The organism is Arenimonas sp., assembly GCF_035312645.1.
In the GTDB taxonomy this organism is placed as follows: Bacteria; Pseudomonadota; Gammaproteobacteria; order Xanthomonadales; family Xanthomonadaceae; genus Arenimonas.
On the sequence record NZ_DATGBO010000046.1, the window covers coordinates 1 to 25,193 of the forward strand.

A 25,193-nucleotide genomic window follows, 5' to 3' on the forward strand; every position below is an offset into this window, starting at 1 on the left:
TGATGGATGTGCCGCCGGATCACGTCGAGCAATGGCTGGTGAAAACGCCAGTCGCACCGGTGAGTGCGCCGGCACCCGAGCCGGAGCCCGAGGATGTCGATCCGGACACCACTGCCGTTGCCGCAGCACCGGCGCCCGCCGCAGCGGCGCCGGGAGGGCAGCGATGATGCGCGCGATGCCCCTGCACGAATTGCTCGCCGGCGAAGTGCCGGCGATGCCGATTTTCAATCCGGTCATTCACGGCTTGTCTGCCGACAGCCGTGAGCTCAGCGAAGGCGATGCGTTTATCGCCTTGGCTGGTGCGACCACGCATGGCCTGAATTTCGTCGACAAGGCGCGCGCCGCCAAGGTCGCGGCGATCGTGTTCGAGCTGCCGGCGCCGGCTGATGTCGTGCTGCCGGAACACGCCATCGGCGTGGCGGATCTTCGCCACAAACTCGGCCGTCTCGCCGATCGTTTCTACGGCGCACCGTCGAAAGCGTTGACGATGACCGGCGTCACCGGCACCAACGGCAAGACCTCGACGGTGCAGTTGATCGCGCAGGCCTTGAGCACGCACGGCGAAACAGTCGGCACCATCGGAACGCTCGGCGCTGGCCTGTATGGTGAGGTCGTCGCGCACGAACGCACCACGCCCGACGTGATTCCGGTGCATCGCCTGCTCGCGGAAATGCGCGAACAGGGCGCGACGCAGGTGGCGATGGAAGTGTCATCGCACGGGCTCGAGCTCGGTCGCGTCGATGAAGTCGCGTTCCGCGTCGCGGTGTTCACCAACCTCACCCGCGACCATCTCGATTTCCACGGCAGCATGGAAAGCTACGGCGCAGCCAAGGCGAAGCTGTTCGCCTGGCCGACGCTGCGTGCGGCAGTGATCAATGTCGACGATGCGTTCGGCATCGAACTGCTCGGCAAACTCGCCACCGACGTGCGTGGCATCGGCGTCAGCTCGCGCGGCAATGCCGCCGCGAGCCTGCGTGCCGAGCGGCCGATGCTGTCGCCGGAAGGTCTGCGTTTCACCCTCAGCGAAAGCGGTCAGGGTTTCGATATCGCCTCGCCGCTGCTCGGGCGTTTCAATATCGACAACCTGCTCGCTGTCGCTGGTGCGTTGCGTGCGTTGAACTGGAATCTCGAAAAAGTCGCGCAGGTGTTGCCGACGCTTTCGCCGGTCGGCGGCCGCATGAGCCGCGTCGGCGGCAGCAATGGCCAGCCGCTGCTCGTCGTCGACTATGCGCATACGCCCGATGCGCTTGAACAGGCCCTGGCCAGTTTGCGCGAACACACGCCGGGTCGTCTGACCTGTGTGTTCGGTTGCGGTGGCGACCGTGATCGCGGCAAGCGCCCGCAGATGGCGTTGCTGGCCGAGCGCGGCGCCGATCGCGTGATCGTCACCGACGACAATCCGCGCAGCGAGAACGGCGATGCGATCGTCGCCGACATTCTTGAGGGCTTCAACAATCGCAGCCGTGTCGAAGTCGAGCGCGACCGTGCGGCAGCGATCGCCCTGGCGCTTGCCGGCGCGGGCGGCGACGACATCATCCTGATCGCCGGCAAGGGTCACGAAACCTATCAGGATGTCGGCGGCGTCAAACATCCATTCGACGATCTCGCGGTCGCCCGCGGCCTGCTGGAGGCGCGCGCATGAGGCCGTTGCCGCTCTCGCAGATCGCCAGTTGGTGCGAAGGTCGCCATTTCGGTGCCGATGTCGAGATCCGCGCCGTCAGCACCGACACGCGCAACGTCGCGGCCGGCGCGCTGTTCATCGCGCTGCGTGGCGAGAATTTCGACGGCCACGATTTCGTCGCCGAAGCGCAGGCGCGCGGCGCCGCGGCGTTGCTGGTGCATCGTGAAGTCGATTCGTCGCTGCCGCAGATCCGCTGCGCCGATACCGAGGAAGCGCTGGGCGAGCTCGCCGCCGGCGTGCAGCAGGGCCGACGCGCGGTCGTCGTCGCCTTGACCGGCAGCAACGGCAAGACCTCGGTGAAGACGCTGACCCAGGGCATCCTGGCGCGGGCAGGCCGCACGTACTTCAATCCCGGCAATCGCAACAATGAAATCGGCCTGCCGCTGGCGGTGCTCGACGCGCCCGAAGACGCGCAGTTCGCGATCTACGAAATGGGTGCAGGCAAGCCCGGCGACATCGCCTACTTGGCCAGCATCGCACCGCCGCAGGTGGCGCTGGTCAACAACATCGCACCGGCACATATGGAGCGCATGGGCAGCCTGCTCGGTATCGCCGAAACCAAGGCGGCGATCTACGAAGCCTTGCCGGACGACGGCGTCGCGGTGATCAACGCCGACGATGCCTTCGCGCCGTTTTTCATGCAGATCGTCGGCGCGCGGCGCAGTTTCCGCTTCGGTATCGAGAACGATGCGCACGTGCGCGCCGATCACATCGTCGCTTCCGCCGATGGCTCGCGCTTCAGTCTGCACACGCCAGCCGGCTCCGCCGATATCGCTCTGCCGCTGCCCGGTCGCCACAGCGTGATGAACGCGCTCGCCGCCGCTGCCTTGGCGCTGGCGGCGGGTGCGCCGTTCGATGCGATCGTCGCCGGCCTCAACAACGCCGAAGCGGTGAAAGGCCGGCAGATTTCCCAGCGCCTGACCAACGGCGCGGTGTTGATCGACGACAGCTACAACGCCAATCCGGGCTCGGTGAGCGCGGCGATCGCGACACTGGCGCAGTCCGGCGACGAAGCCTGGCTGGTGCTCGGCAACATGGCCGAACTTGGCGAAGGCGCGGCGGCATTGCATGCCGAGATCGGTGCGCAGGCCAAGCGTGCCGGGCTGAAGAAGTTGTGGACAGTTGGCGATCTCGCCCGTGAGGCGAGCCGTGCGTTCGGTGATGGTGCGCGGCATTTCGACAATCAACAGACATTGATCGCTGCGCTCACGTCCGAGCTGCATGCCGGCGTGCGCTGCCTGGTGAAGGGTTCGCGCTCGAGCGCGATGGACAGGATCGTCAATGCGCTGCTCGCGCAGGACAGGGGAGAGGCCGGACATGCTGCTTGAGTTGGCCCGCTGGTTGCAGGCATTCGCGCGATTGTTCGCGCTGTTCGACTACATCACTATGCGCGCGATTCTCAGCGCGCTCACGGCGCTGGGTCTGTCGCTGTGGTTGGGGCCGTCGGTGATCGCGCGCCTGGCCAAACTCAAGGGCGGCCAGCCGATCCGCAAGGATGGTCCGGCTTCGCATTTTTCCAAGGCCGGCACGCCGACCATGGGCGGCGCGTTGATCCTGTTGACGATCACGCTGTCGACGCTGCTTTGGGGCGACCTGCGCAATCGTTTCGTCTGGGTGTTGCTCGCGGTGCTCGTGAGCTTCGGCGCGATCGGCTGGCTCGACGACTGGATCAAGATCGTCCGCCGCGATCCGAATGGTCTGAAGTCGCGGCACAAGTACGCGTTGCAATCGTTGTTCGGATTGCTGGCGGCGTTCGTGCTGTTCTACACCGCGAAAGTGCCGGCGGAAACCACGCTGTATCTGCCGTTGCTGAAGAATTTCGCGTTGCCGCTGGGCGCGGGCTTCATCGTGCTGGCGTATTTCTGGATCGTCGGCTTTTCGAATGCGGTCAATCTCACCGACGGCCTCGATGGTCTGGCGATCATGCCGACTGTGCTGGTCGCCGCCGCGTTGGGCGTGTTCGCCTACGCCTCGGGCAACTCGGTGTACTCGCAATACCTCGGCATTCCGGCGATTCCCGGCGCTGGCGAACTGGCGATCATCTGCGCGGCGATCGGTGGTGCCGGCCTCGGCTTCCTGTGGTTCAACACCTATCCGGCGATGGTGTTCATGGGCGACATCGGCGCACTCGCGCTGGGCGCGGCATTGGGCACGATCGCCGTCATCGTCCGCCAGGAACTGATCCTGGTGGTGATGGGCGGCATCTTCGTGATCGAAACCCTGTCGGTGATGATCCAGGTCGCGAGCTTCAAGCTCACCGGCAAGCGCGTGTTCCGCATGGCGCCGATCCATCATCATTTCGAACTCAAAGGTTGGCCGGAGCCGCGCGTGATCGTGCGCTTCTGGATTATTTCCGTCGTGCTTGTGCTGGTGGGTCTCGCCACCTTGAAGGTGCGCTGATGGGCTACCTCAGCGACCGCGCCAGCCAGGCCCTGCGCTTCGACGAACTCGAAGGCCGTTTCGATCCGTGGCTGCTCGGCATTGTCATCACGCTGGCCTGCGTGGGGCTGGTGATGGTTGCGTCGGCATCGATGCCGTATGCAATGAGCAATGGTGCCGGGCCGTTCTACTACTTCAATCGCCACGTGATCTTCCTGGCGATCGGTCTCGTGCTGGGTTTCGCGCTGATGCGCATCGAACTCAAGCGCGTCGAGCAGCAAAGCCATCTGTTGCTCGCCATGTGCTTCCTGTTGCTGCTGGCGGTGTGGCTGCCGGTGGTCGGTGTACGCGTCAATGGCGCGCGTCGTTGGCTCAATCTCGGTGTCTCGCACTTCCAGGTGGTCGAGGCGGTCAAGCTGATGCTGATCATCTGGCTGGCGAGCTACCTCGTGCGCTTCCGCGATGTCATCGGCGACAGCTGGAAAGCGCTGCTCAAGCCATTGATCGTCGCCGGTCTGCTGGTCGGACTGCTGCTGATCCAGCCCGACTTTGGTTCGGCCACGCTGATCCTCGCGGTCACCGGCGGAATGGTCTGGCTCGGTGGTGCGCGCGTGCGCAATCTTGCGTTGCCAGCGCTCGCCGGTCTGACGGCGATGTCTTTCATCGTGATGCTGGAACCGTATCGCGTGCGTCGCCTCGCGTCCTTCAGCAATCCCTGGGCAGATGCGCAGGACAGTGGCTACCAGCTTGTGCAGGCGCTGATCGCAATTGGTCGCGGCCAGGCCACCGGTGTCGGTCTCGGCGGCAGCATTCTCAAGCTCGACTACCTGCCGGAAGCGCATACCGATTTCATCTTCTCGGTGACCGCCGAGGAACTCGGCTTCGTCGGCGTCTGCTTCATCATCGGCCTATTCGCATTGTTCACCTGGCGCGCCTTCAGCCTGGGCCTGCGCTGCATCGAGATGCGTCGGCATTTCAGTGGCTACTGCGCGTTCGGCGTCGGTCTGTGGATCAGCCTGCAGGCATTCGTGTCGATGGGCGTGAATCTGGGCATCCTGCCGACCAAAGGTCTGACCCTGCCGCTGGTGTCTTCGGGCGGTTCCAGCGTGTTGATGACCTGCGCGGCGATGGGTCTGTTGCTGCGCGTGAGCTACGAGCTCGATCGCGCCGAACGCAAGGTCGCGAAGTTGCGTGGCCAGTCGCAGGTCGCCGACGTGATCGTCGATGACGAACTCTACGACTCGACGCCGCATCCGGCGGCATCGGCGCGTCCGGTCACGGCGACGACGATGCCGGCGACGCGCGGCCAGCGCGCGCGCATCGAACCCCGGCTGGGAGCGCAGCGATGAACGCAGGCGCAGCGCAGTCGCCCGTGATGATTCTCGCCGGCGGCACCGGTGGCCACATTTTTCCGGGGCTCGCCTTGGCGCGGGCGCTGCGCGAACGCAGCGTGCCCGTGCTCTGGCTCGGCTCCATGGGCGGCATGGAAACGCGGTTGGTGCCTGCCAACGATTTCCCGATCGAAACCATCGCCGTGCGTGGGTTACGTGGCAAAGGCCTGGTCAGTATGTTGAGCGCGCCATTCGTGTTGCTGCGCTCGGTCTGGCAGGCGCTTTCGGTATTGCGGCGCACGCGACCGCGCGCGGTGGTGAGTTTCGGCGGTTTCGCGGCGGGTCCCGGCGGCATCGCGGCATGGTTGTTGCGCCGGCCACTGATCGTGCACGAACAAAATCGCGCGCCGGGCATGACCAATCGCGTGCTCGCGAAAGTCGCGCGGCGTGTCCTCTGCGGATTTCCCGACAGTTTCTCCGGCGTCGCCAACGAAGTCGTCGGCAACCCCGTGCGTCCGGAAATTTCCGCGCTGCCGGCACCAGCGGAGCGCTTCGCCGATCGCCATGGCGCGCTGCGTCTGCTCGTGCTCGGCGGCAGTCAGGGTGCACGCGCGATCAACGCCACGGTGCCGAAAGTGATCGCGTCGCTGCAGGCGGCGACGCCATTCGATGTCCGGCATCAATGCGGCGAGAAGATGTTTGAGGAAACCGTTGCAGCCTATGCGGCGGTCGGCGTCGAGGCGAGCGTCGAGCCGTTCATTACCGATATGGCCGCGGCTTACGGTTGGGCGGATATCGTGATCGGCCGCGCCGGTGCGTTGACCATTGCCGAACTCTGCGCTGCCGGCGTCGGCAGCGTGCTGGTGCCGTTCCCCGGCGCGGTCGACGACCACCAGGCGCGCAACGCCGATTACCTCAAGGAACGCGGTGGTGGCGAGTGGCTGCGCCAGGACGGTGCGCTGGAGATGGAGCTGCGCGCGCAACTGCAATCGTTCGCCGGCAATCGCGCCCATCTGCTGCGCATGGCCGAGGCCGCACGCGCGGCGTCTTTTCCGCAGGCCGCGGAACGCGTGGCCGACATCGTGATGCAGGAGGCCCGGGCATGATGCGTCGTCGTCTTCAGGAAAGTGGCGATCTGGCACGGGCATTCCGCCGCGTGCATTTCATCGGTATCGGCGGCGCCGGCATGAGCGGCATCGCCGAAGTGCTGGTGACGCTGGGCTACCAGGTTTCCGGCTCCGACCAGAACGATTCGCTGACCACGCGCCGCCTGGTGCAGATGGGCGCGACGGTGCATCGCGGCCACGCCGCGACGAATATCGACAACGCCGACGTCGTGGTGATTTCCAGTGCGATCAAGCCCGAGAATCCCGAGCTGATGGCGGCGCGCGAGCAGCGCATCCCAGTGGTGCCGCGTGCCGAAATGCTGGCAGAGTTGATGCGCTTCAAGCGCGGCATCGCGATCGCGGGCACCCACGGCAAGACCACGACAACCTCGCTGGTCGCGAGCGTGCTCTGGGAAGGTGGGCTGGATCCGACTTTCGTGATCGGTGGCCAATTGTTGTCGGCGGGCGCGAACGCCAAGCTTGGCAGCGGCCAGTGGCTGGTCGCCGAAGCAGATGAAAGCGACGGCAGTTTCCTGCGCCTGAATCCGCTGATCGCGGTGGTCACCAATATCGACGCCGACCATCTGGAAAACTACGGCGGCGATTTCAATCGCGTGAAAGCCGCGTTTTCGGAATTCCTGCATCGGTTGCCGTTCTATGGTTTGGCCGTGCTGTGCATCGACGACGAGGAAGTCGCGGTGCTGGCCGAGCAGATGCCGCGGCATCTGATGCGCTACGGTTTCGCCGAGCAGGCCGATGTGCGCGCGACCGACGTGAGCCAGGACGGCGGCAGCATGGCCTTCACCCTGCATCTGCCGGACACCGCGCCGCAGCGCGTGCGCTTGAACTTGCCTGGCCGCCATAACGTGCAGAACGCGCTCGCCGCCGCGGCGATCGCCTGGCAGCTGGGCGTGGCGCCAGCGGCGATCGCCAGCGCGCTGGAAAAATTCCAGGGCATCGGCCGCCGCTTCAATCTCAAGGGTGAGCTCGACACCGGCAAGGGCAAGGTGCTGCTGGTCGATGACTACGGCCACCATCCACGCGAACTCGAAGCGGTATTCGCGGCAGCGCGCGGCGGTTGGCCGGAGCGCCGACTGGTGGTCGCATTCCAGCCGCATCGCTACAGCCGCACGCGCGATTTGTTCGATGACTTCGCCGCGGTGCTGTCGAGCTGCGATGCCGTGGTGCTGACCGAGGTCTATGCCGCTGGCGAGGCACCGGTCGCCGGTGCCGATGCGAAATCGCTGGCGCGTGCGATCCGTGCGCGCGGCCGCATCGATCCCGTCGTTGTCGCGAGCGCGCGCGAGCTCGCGGCGGTGTTGCCCGACGTCCTCAACGACGGCGATCTGCTGTTGATGATGGGCGCCGGCGACATCGGTCACGTCGCCGCCGATATCGCGGCGCATGGATTCGAAGGAGCCAGCAAGGCATGAAGCAGATTTCCCAGCCCAGCGCATTCGGACGCGTCGCCGTGTTGATGGGTGGCAGCAGTTCCGAGCGCGAGGTTTCGTTGAACTCGGGTGCGAACGTGCTCGAGGCCCTGCGCGCCAAAGGCGTCGATGCGCAGCCGGTGGACGGCATTCCGGCGCTGGTTGAAGCGCTGATCGCGAAGAAGTTCGACCGCGTGTTCAACATCCTGCACGGCAACAAGGGCGGTGGTGAGGATGGTGTGCTGCAGGGCCTGCTCGAGGCCTTGAACGTGCCCTGCACTGGTTCCGGTGTGCTCGGTACGGCGCTGGCGATGGACAAGATCCGCACCAAGCAGGTCTGGATGACGCTGGGTCTGCCGACACCGAAATATATGCGTCTGGCTCCGGGGGATGATGTGCACACCGCAGCGCGTTCGCTCGGTCTGCCGGTGATCGTCAAGCCGGCCTGCGAAGGTTCCAGCGTCGGCGTCAGTCGCGTTTTCAACGATGCCGATCTTGAAGCGGCGGTGGAACTCGCCGCGCGCTATCCGGGCGAGCTGCTGATGGAGCAGATGATCGTCGGCGAGGAGCTCACCGTCGGCATCCTCGGCGAAGAATCGTTGCCGTCGATCCGCATCGTGCCGGCGGGCGAGTACTACGACTACCACGCGAAATACATCGCTGAAGACACGCAATATCTCTGCCCGGGTCTGGATGGCGATGCGGAAAGCGAAGTCCGCCGGCTCGCGCTCGCGGCATTTCACGCGGTGGGCTGCAGCGGCTGGAGCCGCGTCGACGTGATGCGCGACCGCGCCGGAAAATTCTTCCTGCTGGAAGTCAACACCGCGCCCGGCATGACCAGCCATTCGCTGGTGCCGAAGGCTGCGCGCGAAGTCGGCATCGATTTCGAAACGCTGTGCTGGCGAATTCTCGAGACCTCGTTCAAGGAGACCGGCAAGCCGTGAACGCCGTCCTGCGCATCGCTGCGTGGATCTTCGCGATCGTGCTGGTCGCGCTGCCGGTCGTCGCCGTAGTGAACGGCTGGATTGGTGGTTCGCGCTGGCCGATGCGGCATCTGGCGGTCACCGGCGAATTTTCGCAGGTGAGCGATGCGCAGATCCGGGCGGCGGTAATGCCGAACGTGCGCAACGGATTCTTCGCGGTCGATCTCGACCGGGTGCGTACTGCGCTGGCTGCGCTGCCCTGGGTCAAGCATGTCGAAGTGCGCAAGCGCTGGCCGGATCGCCTGGAAGTGTCGATCAGCGAATACAAGCCGCTGGCGCACTGGGGCGAAGAGCGGATGTTGTCCGAGCACGGCGAATTGTTTCCCGCGCCCAAAGGCGTGACCGCGAATCTGCCGCAGTTCATCGGCCCGGATTCCCGCGCCAGCGAATTGATGGCGTTCTACAGCCAGGCGCGGCCGCTGTTTCTCGGCAATGGTCTGGCGGTACGCACGGTCGAATTGTCTGCACGCGGCAGCTGGAATCTGTCGCTGTCCGACGGCACCCGCGTCGAAGTGGGGCGGGGCGACCCGCAATCGAAGCTGCAGCGGTTCGCGCGGCTGCTACCGCGTATCCGCCACACCGATTCGCGCACGCTCGATCGCGCCGACCTTCGCTACACCAATGGTTTCGCATTGACCTGGCGCGCCGCAGATGCGACCGCGCCGACTCCGCTCAAACAGGCAGGAATATGAATCGCAAGGGCGACAAATCGCTGATCGTCGGACTCGACATCGGCACTTCCAAAGTCACCGCGCTGGTCGGCGAGTATTCGCCTGGTCAGGAGATCGAGGTGATCGGTATCGGCTCGCACGAATCGCGCGGCATGAAACGCGGTGTGGTGGTCGACATCGAGTCGACGGTGCAGTCGATCCAGCGCGCGATCGAGGAAGCCGAGCTCATGGCGGGCTGCGAAATCCGTTCGGTCTACGCCAGCATTTCCGGCAGTCATACGCAGTGCCGCAACTCGCCGGGCATCGTGCCAGTGGCGAGCGGCGAAGTGACTTACGGCGATCTTGACAACGTGCTGCAGGCGGCGCGCGCGGTGGCGATCCCGTCCGATCAGAAGATCCTGCATGCGATTCCGCAGGAATACATCGTCGACAACTCGCAGGAAGGCATCCGCAATCCGGTCGGCATGTCCGGCGTGCGCCTGGAAGTGCGCGCGCATATCGTCACCGGCGCGCAGTCGGCGGCAGCCAACGTGATGAAATGCGTCAATCGCTGCGGCCTGCAGGTCGACGACCTGATCCTGAGTTCGATCGCGTCGAGCACCGCTGTGTTGACCGCCGACGAACGCGAGCTGGGCGTGGTGCTGGTCGATATCGGCGCTGGCACCACCGATATCGCAGTGTTCGTGCAGGGCGCGTTGCGCCATACCGCGTCGCTGCCGATCGCCGGCGACCAGGTCACCAATGACATCGCGCATCTGCTGCGCACGCCGACGCCGGAAGCCGAGCAGATCAAGGTGCGTTACGCCTGCGCGCTTGCGCAGTTGGCGACGGCCGAGGAAAGCATCCAGGTGCCGAGCGTGGGCGATCGTCCGCCGCGTCGGCTTGCGCGCCAGGCATTGGCGGAAGCGGTACAGAACCGTTACGAGGAAATTTTCGAAATGGTGCAGGCGGAATTGCGCCGCTCCGGTTTCGAGGATCTGGTGCGCGCCGGCCTGGTGTTGACCGGCGGTGCGGCACGTATGGAAGGCGTGGTCGAACTGGCCGAAGAAATGTTGCACATGCCGGTGCGCGTGGGCATACCTCAACACGTGACCGGCCTGGGCGAAGTGGTGGGCAATCCCGTGCACGCGACCGGCGTCGGTCTGCTGCTCTGGGGCAGCCAGGTCGAACACCCGCATCGCCCACGCATCAATACCGGCAAGGCCGGGACATTTTTTACCAAGCTGCGGAATTGGTACCGCGGCGAGTTCTAGTCGCAACCCCCGAAAACAATAAAAAAATCCATCTGAAAATCACGAGGACACGGACATGGCACATTTCGAACTAGTGGAAAAGTTGGCTCCGAACGCCGTCATCAAGGTGTTTGGTGTGGGCGGTGGCGGTGGCAACGCCGTGGCGCACATGGTCAATGCCGGCGTCGATGGCGTGGAATTCATCACCGCCAATACCGATTCGCAGGCGATCAAGCAGTGCGGCGCCAAGCAGCAGCTGCAGCTCGGCGGAAACGTCACCAAGGGCCTGGGCGCTGGCGCGAATCCGGAAGTCGGCCGGCAGGCGGCGCTGGAAGATCGCGAGCGCATTCTCGAGGCGCTGGACGGCGCCGACATGGTGTTCATCACTGCCGGCATGGGCGGCGGTACCGGCACGGGCGCTGCACCGGTGGTGGCGCAGCTCGCGAAAGAGCGCGGCATCCTGACGGTGGCCGTGGTCACCAAGCCGTTCCCGTTCGAGGGACGCCGTCGCATGCAGGTGGCGCTGAAGGGTATCGAGGAGCTCGCCAACCATTGCGATTCCCTGATCACCATCCCGAATGAAAAACTCATCACCGTGCTCGGCCGCGACGCGACCATGATGCAGGCCTTCCGCGCCGCCAACGACGTGCTGCTGGGCGCCGTGCAGGGCATCGCCGACCTGATCGTCCGTCCGGGCCTGATCAATGTCGACTTTGCCGACGTGCGCACCGTGATGTCGGAAATGGGTCTGGCGATGATGGGCAGCGGCACCGCCCGCGGCGATGATCGCGCCCAGGCGGCGGCGGAAGCGGCGATCAGCAACCCGCTGCTCGACGAGGTCAATCTCGCCGGTGCCAACGGCGTGCTGGTCAACATCACCGCCGGTCCGGATTTCACGATGCGCGAGTTCGACGAGGTCGGTCGCATCATCGAGGAGTTCGCTTCCGAGGACGCGACGGTGGTCATCGGTACTGTGCTCGATCCGGACATGGCCGACGAAGTTCGCGTGACCGTTGTCGCCACCGGCCTCAACCGCAGCACCGCCGCGCGCCAGCCGATCCGTACCGGCGGCGAACGCGAGGTGATGCGCGAGCCTGTTCGCAACCAGGTCAAGCTGGTCCGCAATGCCACGACCGGACTGCCGGATTTCGATGCCATGGCCAACGTCACCGCCAATCCGTCGGCGGGTAACAACCTGGGCTTGCGCAGCCGCGGCGCCGAAACCGCCCCGGCGACTGCCTTGGGCGACCTGCCTACCGACCACAGCTATCTGGATATCCCGGCCTTTTTGCGTCGCCAGGCCGATTGATCGCAAACCGTATCCCCCCGCCAAGCCGCTGTGCCCGGGTTGGCGGTTCTTCCGTTCCCCCAAGGAAGGAGGGAACGGTGTGTTTGCCTCAGTGATTTTTTCCCGCCGGGTCTTCCGGCGGGATTTTCTTGCTCATCAGGAACTTGGCGACAAAAACCGGGTCTGGATCACACCCCTGGCAGGGCTTTTGGCTTACTCTTGCCGACCGTTGGTTTTCGGATTCGTTCAGGAAACCCTGTGCTATTCTCGTTAACGTTTTGTGTCCTCCCCTCCGGAGAACGCTGAGAAATGATCAAACAGCGCACTTTAAAGAATGTCATCCGCGCCACCGGCGTGGGTCTGCATAGTGGTGAGAAGGTCTACATGACCCTGCGTCCCGCAGCCGTGGACACGGGCATCGTTTTCCGTCGCACCGACTTTGCCAAACCTGTCGAGATCAAGGCCAAGGCCGAATTGGTCGGTGACACCAGCCTGTGCACCGCGCTCGTCCAGGGCGACGTGCAGGTCAAGACGATCGAGCATCTGCTCTCGGCCTTGGCGGGACTGGGTATCGACAACGCTTATGTCGACCTGTCCACGGCGGAAGTGCCGATCATGGATGGTTCTGCCGGTCCTTTTGTATTCCTGCTGCAGTCGGCGGGAATCGAGGAGCAGAACAAGGCCAAGCGTTTTATCCGCATCAAGAAGACGGTGCAGGTCGATTCCGGCGACAAATGGGCGCGTTTCGAGCCGTTCGACGGTTTCAAGGTCGGTTTTACCATCGACTTCAACCACCCCCAGTTCAACAAGGCGACCTCCAGCGCGGAGATCGACTTTTCCACCACGTCTTTCGTCAAGGAAGTCAGCCGCGCCCGGACCTTCGGTTTCATGAAGGACATCGAGTACCTGCGCGAGCGCAACCTTGCTCTGGGCGGCAGCATGGACAATGCCATCGTCCTGGATGACTACCGCGTCCTCAACGAAGATGGCCTGCGCTACGAAGACGAGTTCGTGAAGCACAAGATCCTCGACGCGATCGGTGATCTCTATCTGCTCGGTTACAGCCTGATCGGCGCCTTCTACGGCTACAAGTCCGGTCATGCCCTGAACAACCAGCTGCTGCGCGCCCTGTTGGCCGACGAGTCGGCTTGGGAAGCGGTGACCTTCGAGGACGAAGAGGCTTCCGCCTCCGCCCCGATTTCCTACGCCCATCCGGCGCAGGCGGTCTGAGAAACGGCTGGCGCCTGAATGGCCCAGCCCCGGGTTCCTTTTCTGGAACCCGAATCACGTAGTTATCATCTTGATTTAACTGGTTTTTAACGGTTGCTCGGATTTCATCGGGCAGAATGCCCCTCGCTTCACGCAAACCGAATCACGGCAAGGACGCCAGTTTCATTAGTTGGGCCCGGAGTTCCGGGTCTGTCACTGACTGGGCCGTTGTGCGTAGAGATTCACGCACAGCCTGGGAAAGAGGTTTGCCAGAAGATGGTTCGGGGAAGCCCGGCGTCAACGGGACCACTTTAACGACCAGCGTGCGGGCCGGTAGGCCAGCCGCGGCAGCAGCGTCCAGCAGGGCGTCTGTACTCAGCCGCAGCTTGTTCTTCCAGACCGGGGCGTTGACCAGAAACACGAGCTTGTCTTGATCCACGTTCGCCAGGCGGCAATGCCCGGCAAGCGCGGCGGGCAGACTCTGGCGCAGCAACTGATCGAGCCGGTCCAACCATTGGGCGCGTTCGATCAGGGATCCGAGTCCCGCCGAAGCAGCCTGCAAGGCCTGCGGAGGTGAACCCGATCCAGCGGTGCCACGATCCTGAGAGTGAGTAAGTTTTGCCATGATGAATGTGATCATCGTATCGAAATTCTTTCGTTCGCCGCAGAAATTGGCGTTCGACAACCCGAAAGTCGCATCGGCCACCGCCGGCATCGTGCTTTCCGTGCTGGCATTGGCATTCACCGCCGGCTTCGCCACTCGTGGCGCCAATGGCGCGGCCCGTGGCGAGATCGCGCAGCTCAAGAGTGAGCTGAGCAAGCAAAACACCGAGCTCAAGGCCGCTCGCGAAGACGCGCAGCGCGAGATCAACGCCGTCGCTGCCCGCGTCGGTGAGCTCCAGGCGCAGGCCAACCGTCTCAACGCCCTCGGCGAGCGCCTCACCCGCGACGGCAAGATGAGCGACGGCGAATTCGATTTCGACCACGTCCCCGGCATGGGCGGCGCGGAAGCGGTTTCCGACATCCCGGCCGGCGACCTGCTCAAAAGCCTGAACAACCTGCAGACGCAGTTCGACCACTCCGGTCGTCAGCTGTCGGTGCTCGAGGCCATGCTTTACAACCAGCAGGTGCAACTCAAGAGCACGCCCTCGCGCGCGCCCTCGCAGGGCTACATCACTTCCGGCTTCGGCGGCCGCGCCGATCCGTTCACCGGCGGCAGCGCCCACCACATGGGCATCGATTTCCACGCCAACATGGGCGATCCGGTGCTGTCCGCTGCCGATGGCGTGGTCAGCTTCGCCGGCGTGAAGAGCGGCTACGGCAACGTGGTCGAGGTCGATCACGGCAACGGTTATTCGACGCTTTACGGCCACAATTCGCGTCTTACGGTGCGTGTTGGCGATGTCGTCCATGCTGGACAGGAACTGGCCAAGGCCGGCTCGACCGGCCGCTCGACCGGTCCGCACGTGCACTTCGAGGTTCACGTCAACGGCGTCCCGGTGAACCCGCGCCCGTTCCTGGAAAAGCTCGGCAGCTGATCCATCCGGCCCGATTGATATCCCCGGGCCCGTCCCCAAGTTAAACTAGCCGGCCATCCGCAAGGGTGGCCGTTTTTTCTTTGGTGCCTGGCCCGATGGCCGGCGCGGACTTCGTACCTTCCCTATCTGGTTTATCCATGCTCAACAGCCTGCTCACCCGCCTTTTCGGCAGCCGCAACGAACGCCTGCTGCGCCAGTTCCAGAAGAACGTCGCACGCATCAATGCGCTGGAACCGGAGTTGCAGAAACTCAGCGACGACCAACTGCGCGGCAAGACCGATGAGTTCCGCAAGCGCATCGCCGAAGGCGCGACGCTAGACCAGCTGCTGCCCGAAGCCTTCGCCGTCTGCCGCGAAGGTTCGCTGCGCGCGCTAGGCCTGCGCCATTACGACGTGCAGATGATCGGCGGCATGGTCCTGCACTCCGGCCGCATCGCCGAAATGCGTACAGGCGAAGGCAAGACGCTGGTCGCGACCCTGCCGGTCTACCTCAACGCACTCGCCGGCAAGGGCGTGCACGTCGTCACCGTCAACGACTATCTCGCCCGCCGCGACTCGGCCTGGATGGGCAAGCTCTACAACTTCCTCGGCATGAGCGTCGGCGTCGTCTATCCCGGCATGCCGCACGCGGACAAGAAAGGCGCGTACTCGGCCGACATCACCTATGGCACGAACAACGAATACGGTTTTGACTACCTGCGCGACAACATGGCGTTGGCCAGCGAAGACCGTTTCCAGCGCGGCCTGTTTTACGCGATCGTCGACGAAGTCGACTCGATCCTGATCGATGAGGCGCGCACGCCGCTGATCATCTCCGGTCCCGCCGACGAATCGCCCGAGCTTTACATCAAGGTCAACAAGATCGTGCCGCGCCTGACCAAGCAGGAAAAAGAAGACGGCATCGGCGATTTCTGGCTCGACGAGAAACAGAAGCAGGTGCATCTGTCCGAAGCCGGCATGGAGCACGCCGAAGAACTGCTGCGCCGCGACGGCATTCTTGCCGCCGACGATGGCCTATACAGCGCCAACAATCTCGCGGTGGTTCATCACCTCAATGCCGCCTTGCGCGCGCATGCGATCTACCAGCGCGATGTCGATTACATCGTGCGCGACGGCGAAGTCATCATCGTCGACGAATTCACCGGTCGCACCCTGGCTGGCCGGCGCTGGTCCGATGGCCTGCACCAGGCAGTCGAGGCCAAGGAAGGCGTGGACATCCAGCGCGAAAACCAGACGCTGGCCTCGATCACTTTCCAGAACTATTTCCGCATGTATTCCAAGCTGTCCGGCATGACCGGCACGGCTGACACCGAAGCCTACGAATTCCAGAGCATTTACGGCCTGGAAGTGGTGGTGATCCCGACCCATCGCCCGATGGTGCGCAAGGACCATTCCGATCTGGTCTATCTGACCCGCCAGGCGAAGTTCGACGCGGTGATCGAGGACATCAAGGATTGCTACAGCCGCGGCCAGCCGGTGCTGGTCGGTACGACCTCGATCGAAACCTCCGAGCTCGTCGCCAACCAGCTCGCGCTGTCGAAGATTCCGCATGAGGTGCTCAACGCCAAGCAACATGAGCGCGAGGCGCAGATCGTTGCCCAGGCAGGTCGCGCCAAGGCCGTCACCATCGCCACCAACATGGCCGGTCGCGGTACCGACATCGTGCTCGGCGGCAGTCTCGAAGCCGAACTGCATACGCTGGGCGAAGACGCCTCCGAACTCGACAAAGCCCGCGCCAAGTCCGAATGGCAGAAGCACCACGACGAAGTGCTTGCTCTCGGCGGCCTGCATATCATTGGCACCGAGCGCCACGAGTCGCGCCGCATCGACAACCAGTTGCGCGGTCGTTCGGGTCGCCAAGGCGATGCCGGCTCTTCTCGCTTCTATCTGTCGCTCGAAGACAACCTGATGCGCATCTTCGCCGCCGAGTGGGTGCAGACCGCGATGCGCCGCATGGGCATGAAGGAACACGAGGTCATCGAATCGAGTCTGGTGACCAAGCAAATCCAGAACGCGCAGCGCAAGGTCGAAGCGCACAACTTCGACATCCGCAAGAACCTGCTCGATTTCGACGACGTCGCCAACGACCAGCGCAAGGTGATCTACCAGCAGCGCGACGAATTGCTGGAATCGGAATCGGTGCAGGAATCGATCGACGCGATCCGTGAAGACGTTTTCGCCGAGCAGTCGCGCCGTTATGTGCCTGAAAATTCCATCGACGAACAATGGGACGTCGACGGCCTGCAGCGTTCACTGGCCGACGACTTCGGTATCGAAGTCGACCTCCGTCAGCTGATCGCGACCAGCGCCGAGCTCGATGCCACCGGCGTCGCCAGTCATGTGATCGCCGCCGGCGAGAAGCATTTCGCGGAGAAGGAAGCGCAGCTTTCGCCCGACATCATGCGGCACCTGGAAAAACACCTGATGCTGAACGTGCTCGACCAGAGCTGGAAGGAGCATCTGGCGCGCATGGATTACCTGCGCCAGGGCATCCATCTGCGTGGTTACGCGCAGAAGCAGCCCAAGCAGGAATACAAGCGCGAGAGCTTCGAGCTGTTCACCGAGATGCTTGAGCGCGTCAAGCGCGAAGTGATCACGATGCTGGCGCGCGTGCGCATCCGCGACGAGGAAGAAGTCGCGCAGATGGAAGCCGCCGAACGCCAGCGTCAGGAAGCGCAGCTTGGCCGCATGCAGTTCCAGCATGCCGATACCGGCGGTTACGGTGCCGACGAAGAAGCCGCGCAGGCGCAGGCCTTGCTCGCGGCGGGCGAGGGCGTGCTGGCTGGCCCGAAGGTCGGCCGCAACGATCCCTGCCCCTGTGGCTCGGGCAAGAAATTCAAGCAATGCCACGGTCAACTTTCCTGAGTTGATCGCATGGGCGGCGACCGGCATCGCCAGCTCGCCGATGACGTGATCCATGTGGTCGCGGGCGTCCTCAGCGATGCCCGCGGCCGCATCCTGATCGCACGCCGCACCGCCGGTCGCGACCTGGCCGGTGCCTGGGAATTTCCCGGTGGCAAGGTCGAGCCCGGCGAATCGGCGCTGCAGGCGCTGGATCGCGAATTGGGCGAAGAATTGGGCATCCGCGTCGATGCGATCGAACCGTTGATCGCGGTGCCACAGATCTATCCTGACAAACGCATCCTGCTCGACGTCCATCGCGTGTTGGAATATCACGGCACGCCTCGCGGCTTGGAAAAACAGGCCCTGGCCTGGTCGCCGAGCGCGAAACTCGCCAGCTATCCGATGCCGCCGGCGGACATTCCGGTCGTCGCAGCGCTCAACCAGCCCGCGGAATATCTGATCACCCCGGACCCCGGTGACGATGATGCGGATAGCGATGACGATTTTCTCGCGAAGGTCGAGCTCGCTTTGATCGCCGGAATTCGTCGGCTGCAATTGCGCAGTCGCAAACTGCCGCCGGCACGATTGCGTGCCCTGGCCGTGGCGATGAAGCAGCGTTGTGATCATTCCGGTGCGCAGCTGCTGATCAATGGCGATATCGCGTTGGCCCGGGAGCTTGGTTGCGGGCTGCATCTGCAGGCCGCACAACTTGCTGCCTTCGATAGGCGATCATTTCCCGCGGAGCAGCTGCTCGCGGCTTCGTGCCATGACGCGGAAGAGTTGCGGCGTGCGCAGGCGCTGGGCGCGGATTTCGTCGTGCTCGGAGCGGTGGCGACCACCAGCTCGCACCCCGGCCAGGCCGCGCTGGGCTGGCGGGGATTCGCCGAGTTGCGCGAACAGGTATCGCTGCCGATCTACGCGTTGGGAGGGCTGGGTCGCGGCGATCTGCCGGCGGCGCGCCAGCATGGTGCGCAAGGTATCGCTGCGATTCGCGGCTTCTGGCCCGCCGATTCAGCCTGAGCGGATCGCCAGCTGGCGATACAGCGCATCCAGGCGCTGCGCCGGCGCCTGCAGATCTTCGGCGTCGGCATCGTTGATCACGACATCGTCGGCGATCGCCAGGCGCTGGCTGCGGCTGGCCTGCGCAGCGATCATGCGTTCGGCCAGTTCGTAGTCGACACGGTCGCGGGCGATCAAGCGCGCGCGCTGGATTTCGATCGGCGTATCGACCACCAGGATGCGTTGCAGCCACGGGTACGCCGTCTTGCCGCCGCCTTCGGTGAGCAATGGAATCGCGACCAGTGCATAGGTGCCGCCGGCCGCCGCGCACTGCTCCGCGAGTAGCTGGCGGATACGCGGATGGGTGATCGCCTCGAGGTCGCGCTTGGCTTGATCGTCAGCGAAGATGATTTCGCGCAGGCGGCCGCGATCGAGTTCGCCGTCATCCTTGCGCAGCGTCGGGCCAAAGCGTTCGAAGATTTCCGTCAGCGCGGGCTGCCCGGCCGCAACTACGCTGCGCGCCGCGACGTCGGCATCGACCACGGTGACAGCGAGGCTTTCGAACTGGCGGGCGAGTTCGCTTTTGCCCGAGGCGATGCCGCCGGTGATGGCGACCACGAACCTGGCCATGCTCAGCTCGCCGGCGAAGACCAGCGCAGATAGCTGCCGAGCAGGTCTGTGGCGAGAATGAAATGGATCCAGCCGGCGATGGCCAGATACGGGCCGAACGGGATCTGCGTGCCGCGGTCGCGGCCCTTCGCCAACAACCACAGCGAGCCGATCACCGCGCCGACCAGGGAAGCGATCAACAGGATCGGCAGGATCGCCTTGATGCCGCACCAGGCGCCCAGTGCCGCCATCAGCTTGAAGTCGCCGTAACCCATGCCTTCCTTGCCGGTGACCAGCTTGAACAGCCAGTACACGCTCCACAGGCTCAGATAGCCGACGGCCGCACCGAGAATGGCCGAGACCGGATCGACGTAGACGGTGATCACGCTCGCGAGCAGGCCCAACCAGAGCAGGGGGTAGGTGAGTTGATCGGGCAGGTAGGTGGTGCGCAGGTCGATGCCGGACAGCGCCACCAGTGCCGCACTGAACAGCAGGCCGAGGCCGCTTTCCCAGCCGATGCCGAAACGCCAGACGCAGGCGGCGAACATCAGGCCGGTGATCAGCTCGACCGCGGGATACTGCCAGCTGATCGCCGTCTTGCATTGCCGGCACTTGCCGCGCAACGCGATGAAACTCAGCAGCGGAATGTTTTCCCAGATCGCCAGCTTGTGGCCGCAATGCGGGCAATGCGAAGCCTCGATGACGATGCCCGGCGGCGCCGGATCGTAAGGCTCGGTCAACTCCAGGAGTTCGCGGCTGTCGTGCTTCCACTGCCATTCCAGGCGCCGCGGCAGGCGCAGGATGACCACGTTGAGAAAGCTGCCGATCAACAAACCCAGAACAAGGGCGGCCGTGACGGCCGCCGCGGGATTTTCCGCCAGGAATTCAAACATTCGCGATCAGATGGTCGCAGCGAGTTTGAAGATGGGCAGGTACATCGCGATCACCATGCTGCCGACCATGATGCCGATGATCACCATGATGAAAGGCTCGAGCAGGCTGGCCAGGGCGTCGACGGCGTTGTTGACTTCCTGTTCGTAGAAATCCGCGACCTTGAACAGCATCGTGTCGAGGGCGCCGGATTCTTCGCCGATCGCGGTCATCTGCGTGACCATGTGCGGGAAGATGTTGACCTGCTTCATCGCCATGTTCAGCTGGTAACCGACCGCGACGTCCTGGGAGATGCGCTTGACCGCTTCGTTGTAGATCACGCTGCCGGTGGCGCCGGCGGTGATGTCGAGGGCTTCCACCAGCGGCACACCGGCCTTGAAGGTCAGCGCGAGGGTGCGGGAGAAACGGGCGATCGCCGACTGGTGCAGGATCTGGCCGATGACCGGCACTTTCAGCATGAACCGGTCAACGAAATGCTGGACCTTGACCGAGCGTTTGAAGATGGTCATGAAGCCGACGATGCTGCCGATCACCACCAGCAGCACCAGCCACCAGTAGGACACCATGAAGCGCGAGGCATGCACGTACATCATGGTGAAAGCCGGCAGTTCGGCGCCGAAGTTCTTGAACACTTCCTCGAACTGCGGGATCACGAAGATCAGCAGGATCGACGACACCAGCAGGGCGATGGCGAGCACGCCGATCGGGTAGAACAGCGCTTTCTTGATCTTGCCTTTCAGGGCCTCGATGCGTTCCTTGTAGGTCGCCAGCGTGTCGAGAACCGTGTCGAGCACACCGGCGCCTTCACCGGCGCGCACCAGGTTGCGGTACAGCTCGTCGAACTGCACCGGATACTTGCCCAGCGATTCGTACAGGCTGGAGCCGCCGGAAAGACTGTCGCGGACGCCTTCGAGCATGTCCTTCATGCGCGGATTTTTCTGGCCGCCGGAAAGGATCTCGAAGCTCTGCACCATCGGCACGCCGGAGGCCAGCATCGTGGCGATCTGACGGCTGAACACGGCGATGTCGAGCGAGCTGATGCGCTGACCGGCTTGGCCGAACAGCGGCTTGGGCTTGGGCTTGACGATGGTCGGATTGATGCCTTGCTTGCGCAGCTCAGCGCGCAGGAAGTTCGCGCTCTTGGACTGCGACTCGCCCTTCATCTTGGTGCCGCGCTTGTCGGTGCCTTCCCACACGAACACCTCGAAAGGATTGGCTCGGGCGGCGGTCGCGGGGGCTTTGGTCGCGGTGGCTTTGGTCGTTGCCATGGCTTAGTCCTTGGTGACGCGGTTGATTTCGGCCAGGCTCGTCAGACCGTTCTTGGCCTTGAGCAGGGCGGAGAGGCGAAGGTCGCGAATGCCCGAGCGCAGGGATGCGTCGGCAATCTGCATGGCGTTGCCGCCTTCGAGGATGATCCTCTGGATTTCTTCGGACATCGGCATGACCTGGTAGATGCCCATGCGGCCCTTGTAGCCTTCGTTGCAGTCAGCGCAGCCGACGGCCTCGTAGATCTTGATGCCGGCCTTCACTTCCGCCTCGGTGTAACCCTCGGCGCGCAACGCCGCATCGGGCAGCTGTACTTCGCGCTTGCAGGCATCGTGCAGTCGGCGTGCCAGGCGCTGGGCGATCACGATGGTGACCGAACTGGTGATGTTGTAGGGCGCGATGCCCATGTTCATCAGGCGCGAAATCGTCTGCGGGGCATCGTTGGTGTGCAGGGTCGAGAGCACCATGTGGCCGGTCTGCGCGGCCTTGATCGCGATCTCGGCGGTTTCCAGGTCGCGGATCTCGCCGACCATGATCACGTCCGGATCCTGACGCAGGAACGAGCGCAGCGCGACGGCGAAGGTCATGCCCTTCTTCTGGCTCATCTGCACCTGGTTGATGCCCGGGACGCGGATTTCGACCGGGTCTTCGGCGGTGGAGATGTTGCGCTCGTCGGTGTTGAGGATATTGAGGCCGGTGTACAGCGACACCGTCTTGCCCGAGCCAGTCGGGCCGGTCACCAGGATCATGCCGTAAGGCTTGGCCAGCGCGTCCAGATACAACTGCTTCTGGTCTTCCTCGTAACCGAGCTTGTCGATGCCCAGCTTTGCCGCGGAGCCATCCAGCAGTCGCAGCACGATCTTCTCGCCGAACAGCGTCGGGCAGGTGCTGACGCGGAAGTCCATCTGCTTGGTTTTGGAAATGTTGAGCTTGATGCGTCCGTCCTGCGGCACGCGGCGCTCGGCGATGTCGAGCTGGGCCATGACCTTGAGGCGGGCGGAAATGCGCGGATGCAACTTGACCGGGGCCTTGGCCACGGCGCGCAGAATGCCGTCCATGCGCAGACGGACGCGGAAGTCGTTTTCGTAGGGTTCGAAGTGGATGTCCGAGGCGCCGCGCTTGATCGCGTCGAGCAACACCTTGTTGACGAATTTCACCACCGGCGTGTCGTCGCCGCCCTTGGTGTCCATCGCCGAATCGTTGGCGTCATCCTCGCCGCCGGTCGACTCGAGGTTTTCCAACCCCTCGTCGTCGCCCATGCCGGTGTCCATGGTGTCGCTGTTGGACAAGGCCAGCTCGACCGCTTTGCGCAGGCGCTCGTCGTCAACAAGGATGGGCTCGACCGACAGGTTGGCGGCAAACTTGATTTCGTCCAGTGCCCGCGTGTTGGTCGGGTCGGAGATTGCTACGTAAAGACGATTGCCGCGCTTGAACAGCGGCAGCGCCAGGTGCTTCTGGATCAGCTCCTCGCTGATCGACTTGGCGGCGGAGAAGCGCATGTCCATCGCAGTCGGGTCGAACAGCGGCATGCCGAATTCGACGGAATTGGCGGCGGCGATCTGCGCCGAATTGACCAGGCGCTGCTCAAGCAGATAGGCCTGGGCCTGTTTCTTGACCTTGCTTGCTTCGTCCAGCGCCTTGCGGGCGTCGGCTTCGCTCAGCGCCCCGTCCAGCACGAGCCGGCGGGTGATGCCGGTGATGCCTGCAAGGTTTGCGGTGGCAACATTCATGGCGGACTTTCCCCAGTAGCTCCCGGACTTTACCGCAATTTTCTAATCTGGCGTAGCACCTGGCCGCGGGCCCGGTCCGGCGTGGCTCCCGACCGGCCTTCAGGATACCCTGTGGCCCTGCACGGGGACCGGATAAATGCGGATAAGCTTGATTCTGCCAGCGAAAAACGAGGCTGAAGGCCTGCGCCGGACATTGCCCGGGGTGCGCGCCGTCCTTCCGGACGCCGAAGTTATCGTGGTCGATGATGGCTCCAGCGACGACACCGCCGCGGTCGCCCGCGAGTTCGGCGCCACCGTGCTCAGCTCGCCCTACTCGATGGGCAATGGCGCGGCGATCAAACGCGGCGCCCGCGCGGCGACCGGCGAGGTACTGATGTTCATGGACGCCGACGGCCAGCACGACGCCGCGTTGATCCCGCCACTGATCGCCCGTCTCGATGAAGGCTACGACATGGTCGTCGGCGCTCGCGGCTGGGACGGTCAGGCCAGCGTCGGCCGGGGGCTCGCGAACGGCCTCTACAACCGGGTCGCCAGCCTGATGACGGGGTTCCAGGTCGCCGACCTGACCTCGGGTTTCCGGGTGGTCCGCGCCGACAAGTTCAAGGAATTCCTGCACCTGCTGCCGAACGGCTTTTCCTACCCGACCACCATCACCATGGCGTTCTTCCGCAGCGCCTACGCCGTCGCCTATCACCCGATCCCGGTGGCCAAGCGGCTGGGCAAAAGCCACATCAAGCCGCTGCGCGACGGTGTGCGCTTCCTGCTGATCATCTTCAAGATCGCCACCTTGTATTCGCCGCTGAAGCTGTTCGCGCCGGCGGCGATCGTGTTCGCCCTGCTCGGCCTGGGCAACTACGCCTATACCTTCATCACCGAAGGTCGCTTCACCAACATGAGCGCGCTGCTGTTGAGCGCATCGGTCATCGTTTTCCTGATCGGCCTGGTCTCCGAGCAGATCACTTCGTTGACCTATGTGAAAGGCCGCGAGCAATAACCGGCCCCGTGGAAGATCGCGCGCAGCAGATGAGCGTCCAGGTTTTCATCCCCACCTTCAACCGCTCGGCGAAACTCGCGCGGGCCGTGGAAAGCGTGCTCGCCCAGACGGCCGGGGACGCGGAGGTGGTCATTCTCGACAACCACTCCGAAGACGACACGCCCGCCGTCGTGGCCGCATTGATGGCCGCCGACCCGCGCATCACCTACGTGCGCCGCGAGCGCAACATCGGGATGATCGCCAACTTCAATGCGATCCGCAGCCTGGTCACGGCAGATTTCTTTTGCGTGCTTACCGACGATGACGAGTACGAGCCCTGCTTCCTCGAAACGGCACTGGCCTGTTTCGGCAAAGACCCGCGCATCCGTTTCGTCGCCTGCAATGCGCCGACCCTGTTGCACGGCGAAGTCGTCAAGAGCCAGCTCGATGCCTGGCAGGAAGGCTTCTACCCGGCGAACACCACGGTCTTCAAATGCCTGAGCGGGCACTACCCGCTGATCACCAACTGCCTGCTGCGCGCGGAAACCGCCGGTGACTTCGTCTTCCACGAAGATCTGGGCAACGTCGGCGACGGCATGCTGCTCACCTGCCTGTTCTGCAAATACGACGCCTACATCAGCAAGGTGACCACGGGTTCCTGGAACAGCGATGGCGAAAACGCCTCGACCCTGCTCAAGGCCGACCCGGCGCTGCTCGTCGATACCGCGATCCGGGAGGCGCAGCACTATAGGGCGTTCTGCCAGAAAAATGGCATAGTCATGCGCGGGTTGCCGATGCTGTGGTTGAAGCGCTTCCTCACGGTTTTGATGGCCGCGGATCGCTCCGGTTTCCGGCATGTCCGGGAGGCCAGCGAAATGCGCCGCAGCTTCTGGCCATCGACGATCGCCGTGCTGTGGATCCTGCATCAGCTGCGGGTGATCCGGCTGTTCCACAAAGCTCTTTTGCTGTTCCGCCGGCTCAGCCTGTCCTGGGTTGCGCGGCGTGGAAAAGCGGGGCTGAGGCATTCCTGAGGT

At 63.9% G+C, this 25,193-nt stretch carries 21 protein-coding genes; 16 read left to right on the forward strand and 5 right to left on the reverse strand.

The window, feature by feature from the left end; translation table 11 throughout:
* Positions 1–163: 163 nt before the first annotated feature.
* The 11 genes from VKM35_RS03890 (at position 164) to lpxC (ending at position 13,331) form a co-directional block, all read left to right on the forward strand.
* On the forward strand, positions 164–1,642 hold the full coding sequence (locus VKM35_RS03890; protein WP_324318556.1) for a UDP-N-acetylmuramoyl-L-alanyl-D-glutamate--2,6-diaminopimelate ligase: 1,479 nt from the start codon (positions 164–166) through the stop codon (positions 1,640–1,642).
* Positions 1,639–3,009 carry a UDP-N-acetylmuramoyl-tripeptide--D-alanyl-D-alanine ligase gene (locus VKM35_RS03895; protein WP_324318558.1) on the forward strand — a complete coding sequence of 457 codons (1,371 nt, stop codon included), beginning with the start codon at positions 1,639–1,641 and terminating at the stop codon, positions 3,007–3,009. The genes VKM35_RS03890 and VKM35_RS03895 overlap by 4 nt, the downstream gene beginning before the upstream one ends.
* Entirely contained in the window at positions 2,999–4,081 is a 1,083-nt protein-coding gene (gene mraY / locus VKM35_RS03900; RefSeq protein ID WP_324318560.1) for a phospho-N-acetylmuramoyl-pentapeptide-transferase, read from the forward strand. Before VKM35_RS03895 ends, mraY begins: the two co-directional genes overlap by 11 nt.
* Entirely contained in the window at positions 4,081–5,409 is a 1,329-nt protein-coding gene (gene ftsW / locus VKM35_RS03905) for a putative lipid II flippase FtsW (RefSeq protein ID WP_324318562.1), read from the forward strand. Before mraY ends, ftsW begins: the two co-directional genes overlap by 1 nt.
* Positions 5,406–6,497 (forward strand): undecaprenyldiphospho-muramoylpentapeptide beta-N-acetylglucosaminyltransferase, encoded by a 1,092-nt coding sequence (gene murG / locus VKM35_RS03910; protein ID WP_324318564.1) that lies wholly within the window; start codon positions 5,406–5,408, stop codon positions 6,495–6,497. Before ftsW ends, murG begins: the two co-directional genes overlap by 4 nt.
* Complete coding sequence (gene murC / locus VKM35_RS03915) at positions 6,497–7,930, forward strand: UDP-N-acetylmuramate--L-alanine ligase (RefSeq protein ID WP_324318566.1); 1,434 nt, start codon at positions 6,497–6,499, stop codon at positions 7,928–7,930. The genes murG and murC overlap by 1 nt, the downstream gene beginning before the upstream one ends.
* Positions 7,927–8,871, forward strand: a complete 945-nt coding sequence (locus VKM35_RS03920; RefSeq protein WP_324318568.1) for a D-alanine--D-alanine ligase — start codon at positions 7,927–7,929, stop codon at positions 8,869–8,871. Before murC ends, VKM35_RS03920 begins: the two co-directional genes overlap by 4 nt.
* A complete protein-coding gene (locus tag VKM35_RS03925) occupies positions 8,868–9,602 on the forward strand; it encodes a cell division protein FtsQ/DivIB (RefSeq protein WP_324318570.1) in 735 nt (244 codons plus the stop codon). The genes VKM35_RS03920 and VKM35_RS03925 overlap by 4 nt, the downstream gene beginning before the upstream one ends.
* A complete protein-coding gene (gene ftsA, locus VKM35_RS03930; RefSeq protein WP_324318572.1) occupies positions 9,599–10,834 on the forward strand; it encodes a cell division protein FtsA in 1,236 nt (411 codons plus the stop codon). Before VKM35_RS03925 ends, ftsA begins: the two co-directional genes overlap by 4 nt.
* A gap of 55 nt (positions 10,835–10,889) precedes the next feature.
* Positions 10,890–12,122 (forward strand): cell division protein FtsZ, encoded by a 1,233-nt coding sequence (gene ftsZ, locus VKM35_RS03935; protein ID WP_324318574.1) that lies wholly within the window; start codon positions 10,890–10,892, stop codon positions 12,120–12,122.
* 288 nt (positions 12,123–12,410) lie between these two features.
* The gene (lpxC, locus tag VKM35_RS03940) at positions 12,411–13,331 is read left to right on the forward strand and encodes a UDP-3-O-acyl-N-acetylglucosamine deacetylase (RefSeq protein WP_324318576.1); all 921 of its coding nucleotides are present in this window, start codon (positions 12,411–12,413) and stop codon (positions 13,329–13,331) included.
* A gap of 142 nt (positions 13,332–13,473) precedes the next feature.
* Here the strand turns inward: lpxC and VKM35_RS03945 are convergent, their stop codons facing one another.
* Positions 13,474–13,950, reverse strand: coding sequence for a DciA family protein (locus VKM35_RS03945; RefSeq protein WP_324318578.1), 477 nt, complete (start codon positions 13,948–13,950; stop codon positions 13,474–13,476).
* On the opposite strand from VKM35_RS03945, the gene VKM35_RS03950 reads away from it, so the two are divergent.
* The 3 genes from VKM35_RS03950 to VKM35_RS03960 all read left to right on the forward strand — a co-directional run bounded on the left by VKM35_RS03950 (position 13,934) and on the right by VKM35_RS03960 (position 18,711).
* Positions 13,934–14,848: a peptidoglycan DD-metalloendopeptidase family protein gene (locus tag VKM35_RS03950; RefSeq protein WP_324318580.1), complete on the forward strand. Its 915-nt coding sequence runs from the start codon at positions 13,934–13,936 to the stop codon at positions 14,846–14,848. The genes VKM35_RS03945 and VKM35_RS03950 overlap by 17 nt on opposite strands.
* A gap of 137 nt (positions 14,849–14,985) precedes the next feature.
* The gene (gene secA, locus VKM35_RS03955; RefSeq protein WP_324318582.1) at positions 14,986–17,712 is read left to right on the forward strand and encodes a preprotein translocase subunit SecA; all 2,727 of its coding nucleotides are present in this window, start codon (positions 14,986–14,988) and stop codon (positions 17,710–17,712) included.
* A gap of 9 nt (positions 17,713–17,721) precedes the next feature.
* Entirely contained in the window at positions 17,722–18,711 is a 990-nt protein-coding gene (locus VKM35_RS03960; RefSeq protein WP_324318584.1) for a Nudix family hydrolase, read from the forward strand.
* On the opposite strand, the gene coaE is transcribed toward VKM35_RS03960, so the two are convergent.
* The 4 genes from coaE to pilB form a co-directional block, all read right to left on the reverse strand.
* The gene (coaE, locus tag VKM35_RS03965; RefSeq protein WP_324318586.1) at positions 18,703–19,320 is read right to left on the reverse strand and encodes a dephospho-CoA kinase; all 618 of its coding nucleotides are present in this window, start codon (positions 19,318–19,320) and stop codon (positions 18,703–18,705) included. The genes VKM35_RS03960 and coaE overlap by 9 nt on opposite strands.
* Positions 19,321–19,322: 2 nt before the next feature.
* A complete protein-coding gene (locus VKM35_RS03970) occupies positions 19,323–20,192 on the reverse strand; it encodes an A24 family peptidase (protein WP_324318588.1) in 870 nt (289 codons plus the stop codon).
* Between the two features lie 6 nt (positions 20,193–20,198).
* Entirely contained in the window at positions 20,199–21,353 is a 1,155-nt protein-coding gene (locus VKM35_RS03975) for a type II secretion system F family protein (protein WP_324318647.1), read from the reverse strand.
* A 108-nt stretch (positions 21,354–21,461) separates the two neighbouring features.
* Positions 21,462–23,186 (reverse strand): type IV-A pilus assembly ATPase PilB, encoded by a 1,725-nt coding sequence (gene pilB / locus VKM35_RS03980; RefSeq protein WP_324318590.1) that lies wholly within the window; start codon positions 23,184–23,186, stop codon positions 21,462–21,464.
* 136 nt (positions 23,187–23,322) lie between these two features.
* Here pilB and VKM35_RS03985 point away from each other — a divergent pair, with 136 nt between their 5' ends.
* Both VKM35_RS03985 and VKM35_RS03990 read left to right on the forward strand, forming a co-directional pair.
* Positions 23,323–24,180: a glycosyltransferase family 2 protein gene (locus VKM35_RS03985; RefSeq protein ID WP_324318592.1), complete on the forward strand. Its 858-nt coding sequence runs from the start codon at positions 23,323–23,325 to the stop codon at positions 24,178–24,180.
* 29 nt (positions 24,181–24,209) lie between these two features.
* Positions 24,210–25,190, forward strand: coding sequence for a glycosyltransferase family A protein (locus VKM35_RS03990; RefSeq protein ID WP_324318594.1), 981 nt, complete (start codon positions 24,210–24,212; stop codon positions 25,188–25,190).
* The last annotated feature ends 3 nt before the right edge of the window (positions 25,191–25,193 follow it).

What these genes read in the sequence shown, in the direction of transcription:
- VKM35_RS03990 (WP_324318594.1), top strand. Translation starts at nt 24,210, where the DNA reads ATGAGCGTCCAGGTTTTCATCCCCACCTTCAACCGCTCGGCGAAACTC.
- murC (WP_324318566.1), top strand. Translation starts at nt 6,497, where the DNA reads ATGCGTCGTCGTCTTCAGGAAAGTGGCGATCTGGCACGGGCATTCCGC.
- VKM35_RS03920 (WP_324318568.1), top strand. Translation starts at nt 7,927, where the DNA reads ATGAAGCAGATTTCCCAGCCCAGCGCATTCGGACGCGTCGCCGTGTTG.
- secA (WP_324318582.1), top strand. Translation starts at nt 14,986, where the DNA reads ATGCTCAACAGCCTGCTCACCCGCCTTTTCGGCAGCCGCAACGAACGC.
- ftsZ (WP_324318574.1), top strand. Translation starts at nt 10,890, where the DNA reads ATGGCACATTTCGAACTAGTGGAAAAGTTGGCTCCGAACGCCGTCATC.
- murG (WP_324318564.1), top strand. Translation starts at nt 5,406, where the DNA reads ATGAACGCAGGCGCAGCGCAGTCGCCCGTGATGATTCTCGCCGGCGGC.
- VKM35_RS03945 (WP_324318578.1), bottom strand. Translation starts at nt 13,950, where the DNA reads ATGATCACATTCATCATGGCAAAACTTACTCACTCTCAGGATCGTGGC.
- VKM35_RS03985 (WP_324318592.1), top strand. Translation starts at nt 23,323, where the DNA reads ATGCGGATAAGCTTGATTCTGCCAGCGAAAAACGAGGCTGAAGGCCTG.
- lpxC (WP_324318576.1), top strand. Translation starts at nt 12,411, where the DNA reads ATGATCAAACAGCGCACTTTAAAGAATGTCATCCGCGCCACCGGCGTG.
- pilB (WP_324318590.1), bottom strand. Translation starts at nt 23,186, where the DNA reads ATGAATGTTGCCACCGCAAACCTTGCAGGCATCACCGGCATCACCCGC.
- VKM35_RS03970 (WP_324318588.1), bottom strand. Translation starts at nt 20,192, where the DNA reads ATGTTTGAATTCCTGGCGGAAAATCCCGCGGCGGCCGTCACGGCCGCC.
- VKM35_RS03890 (WP_324318556.1), top strand. Translation starts at nt 164, where the DNA reads ATGATGCGCGCGATGCCCCTGCACGAATTGCTCGCCGGCGAAGTGCCG.
- mraY (WP_324318560.1), top strand. Translation starts at nt 2,999, where the DNA reads ATGCTGCTTGAGTTGGCCCGCTGGTTGCAGGCATTCGCGCGATTGTTC.
- VKM35_RS03950 (WP_324318580.1), top strand. Translation starts at nt 13,934, where the DNA reads ATGATGAATGTGATCATCGTATCGAAATTCTTTCGTTCGCCGCAGAAA.
- VKM35_RS03960 (WP_324318584.1), top strand. Translation starts at nt 17,722, where the DNA reads ATGGGCGGCGACCGGCATCGCCAGCTCGCCGATGACGTGATCCATGTG.
- VKM35_RS03895 (WP_324318558.1), top strand. Translation starts at nt 1,639, where the DNA reads ATGAGGCCGTTGCCGCTCTCGCAGATCGCCAGTTGGTGCGAAGGTCGC.
- ftsA (WP_324318572.1), top strand. Translation starts at nt 9,599, where the DNA reads ATGAATCGCAAGGGCGACAAATCGCTGATCGTCGGACTCGACATCGGC.
- VKM35_RS03975 (WP_324318647.1), bottom strand. Translation starts at nt 21,353, where the DNA reads ATGAAGGGCGAGTCGCAGTCCAAGAGCGCGAACTTCCTGCGCGCTGAG.
- ftsW (WP_324318562.1), top strand. Translation starts at nt 4,081, where the DNA reads ATGGGCTACCTCAGCGACCGCGCCAGCCAGGCCCTGCGCTTCGACGAA.
- coaE (WP_324318586.1), bottom strand. Translation starts at nt 19,320, where the DNA reads ATGGCCAGGTTCGTGGTCGCCATCACCGGCGGCATCGCCTCGGGCAAA.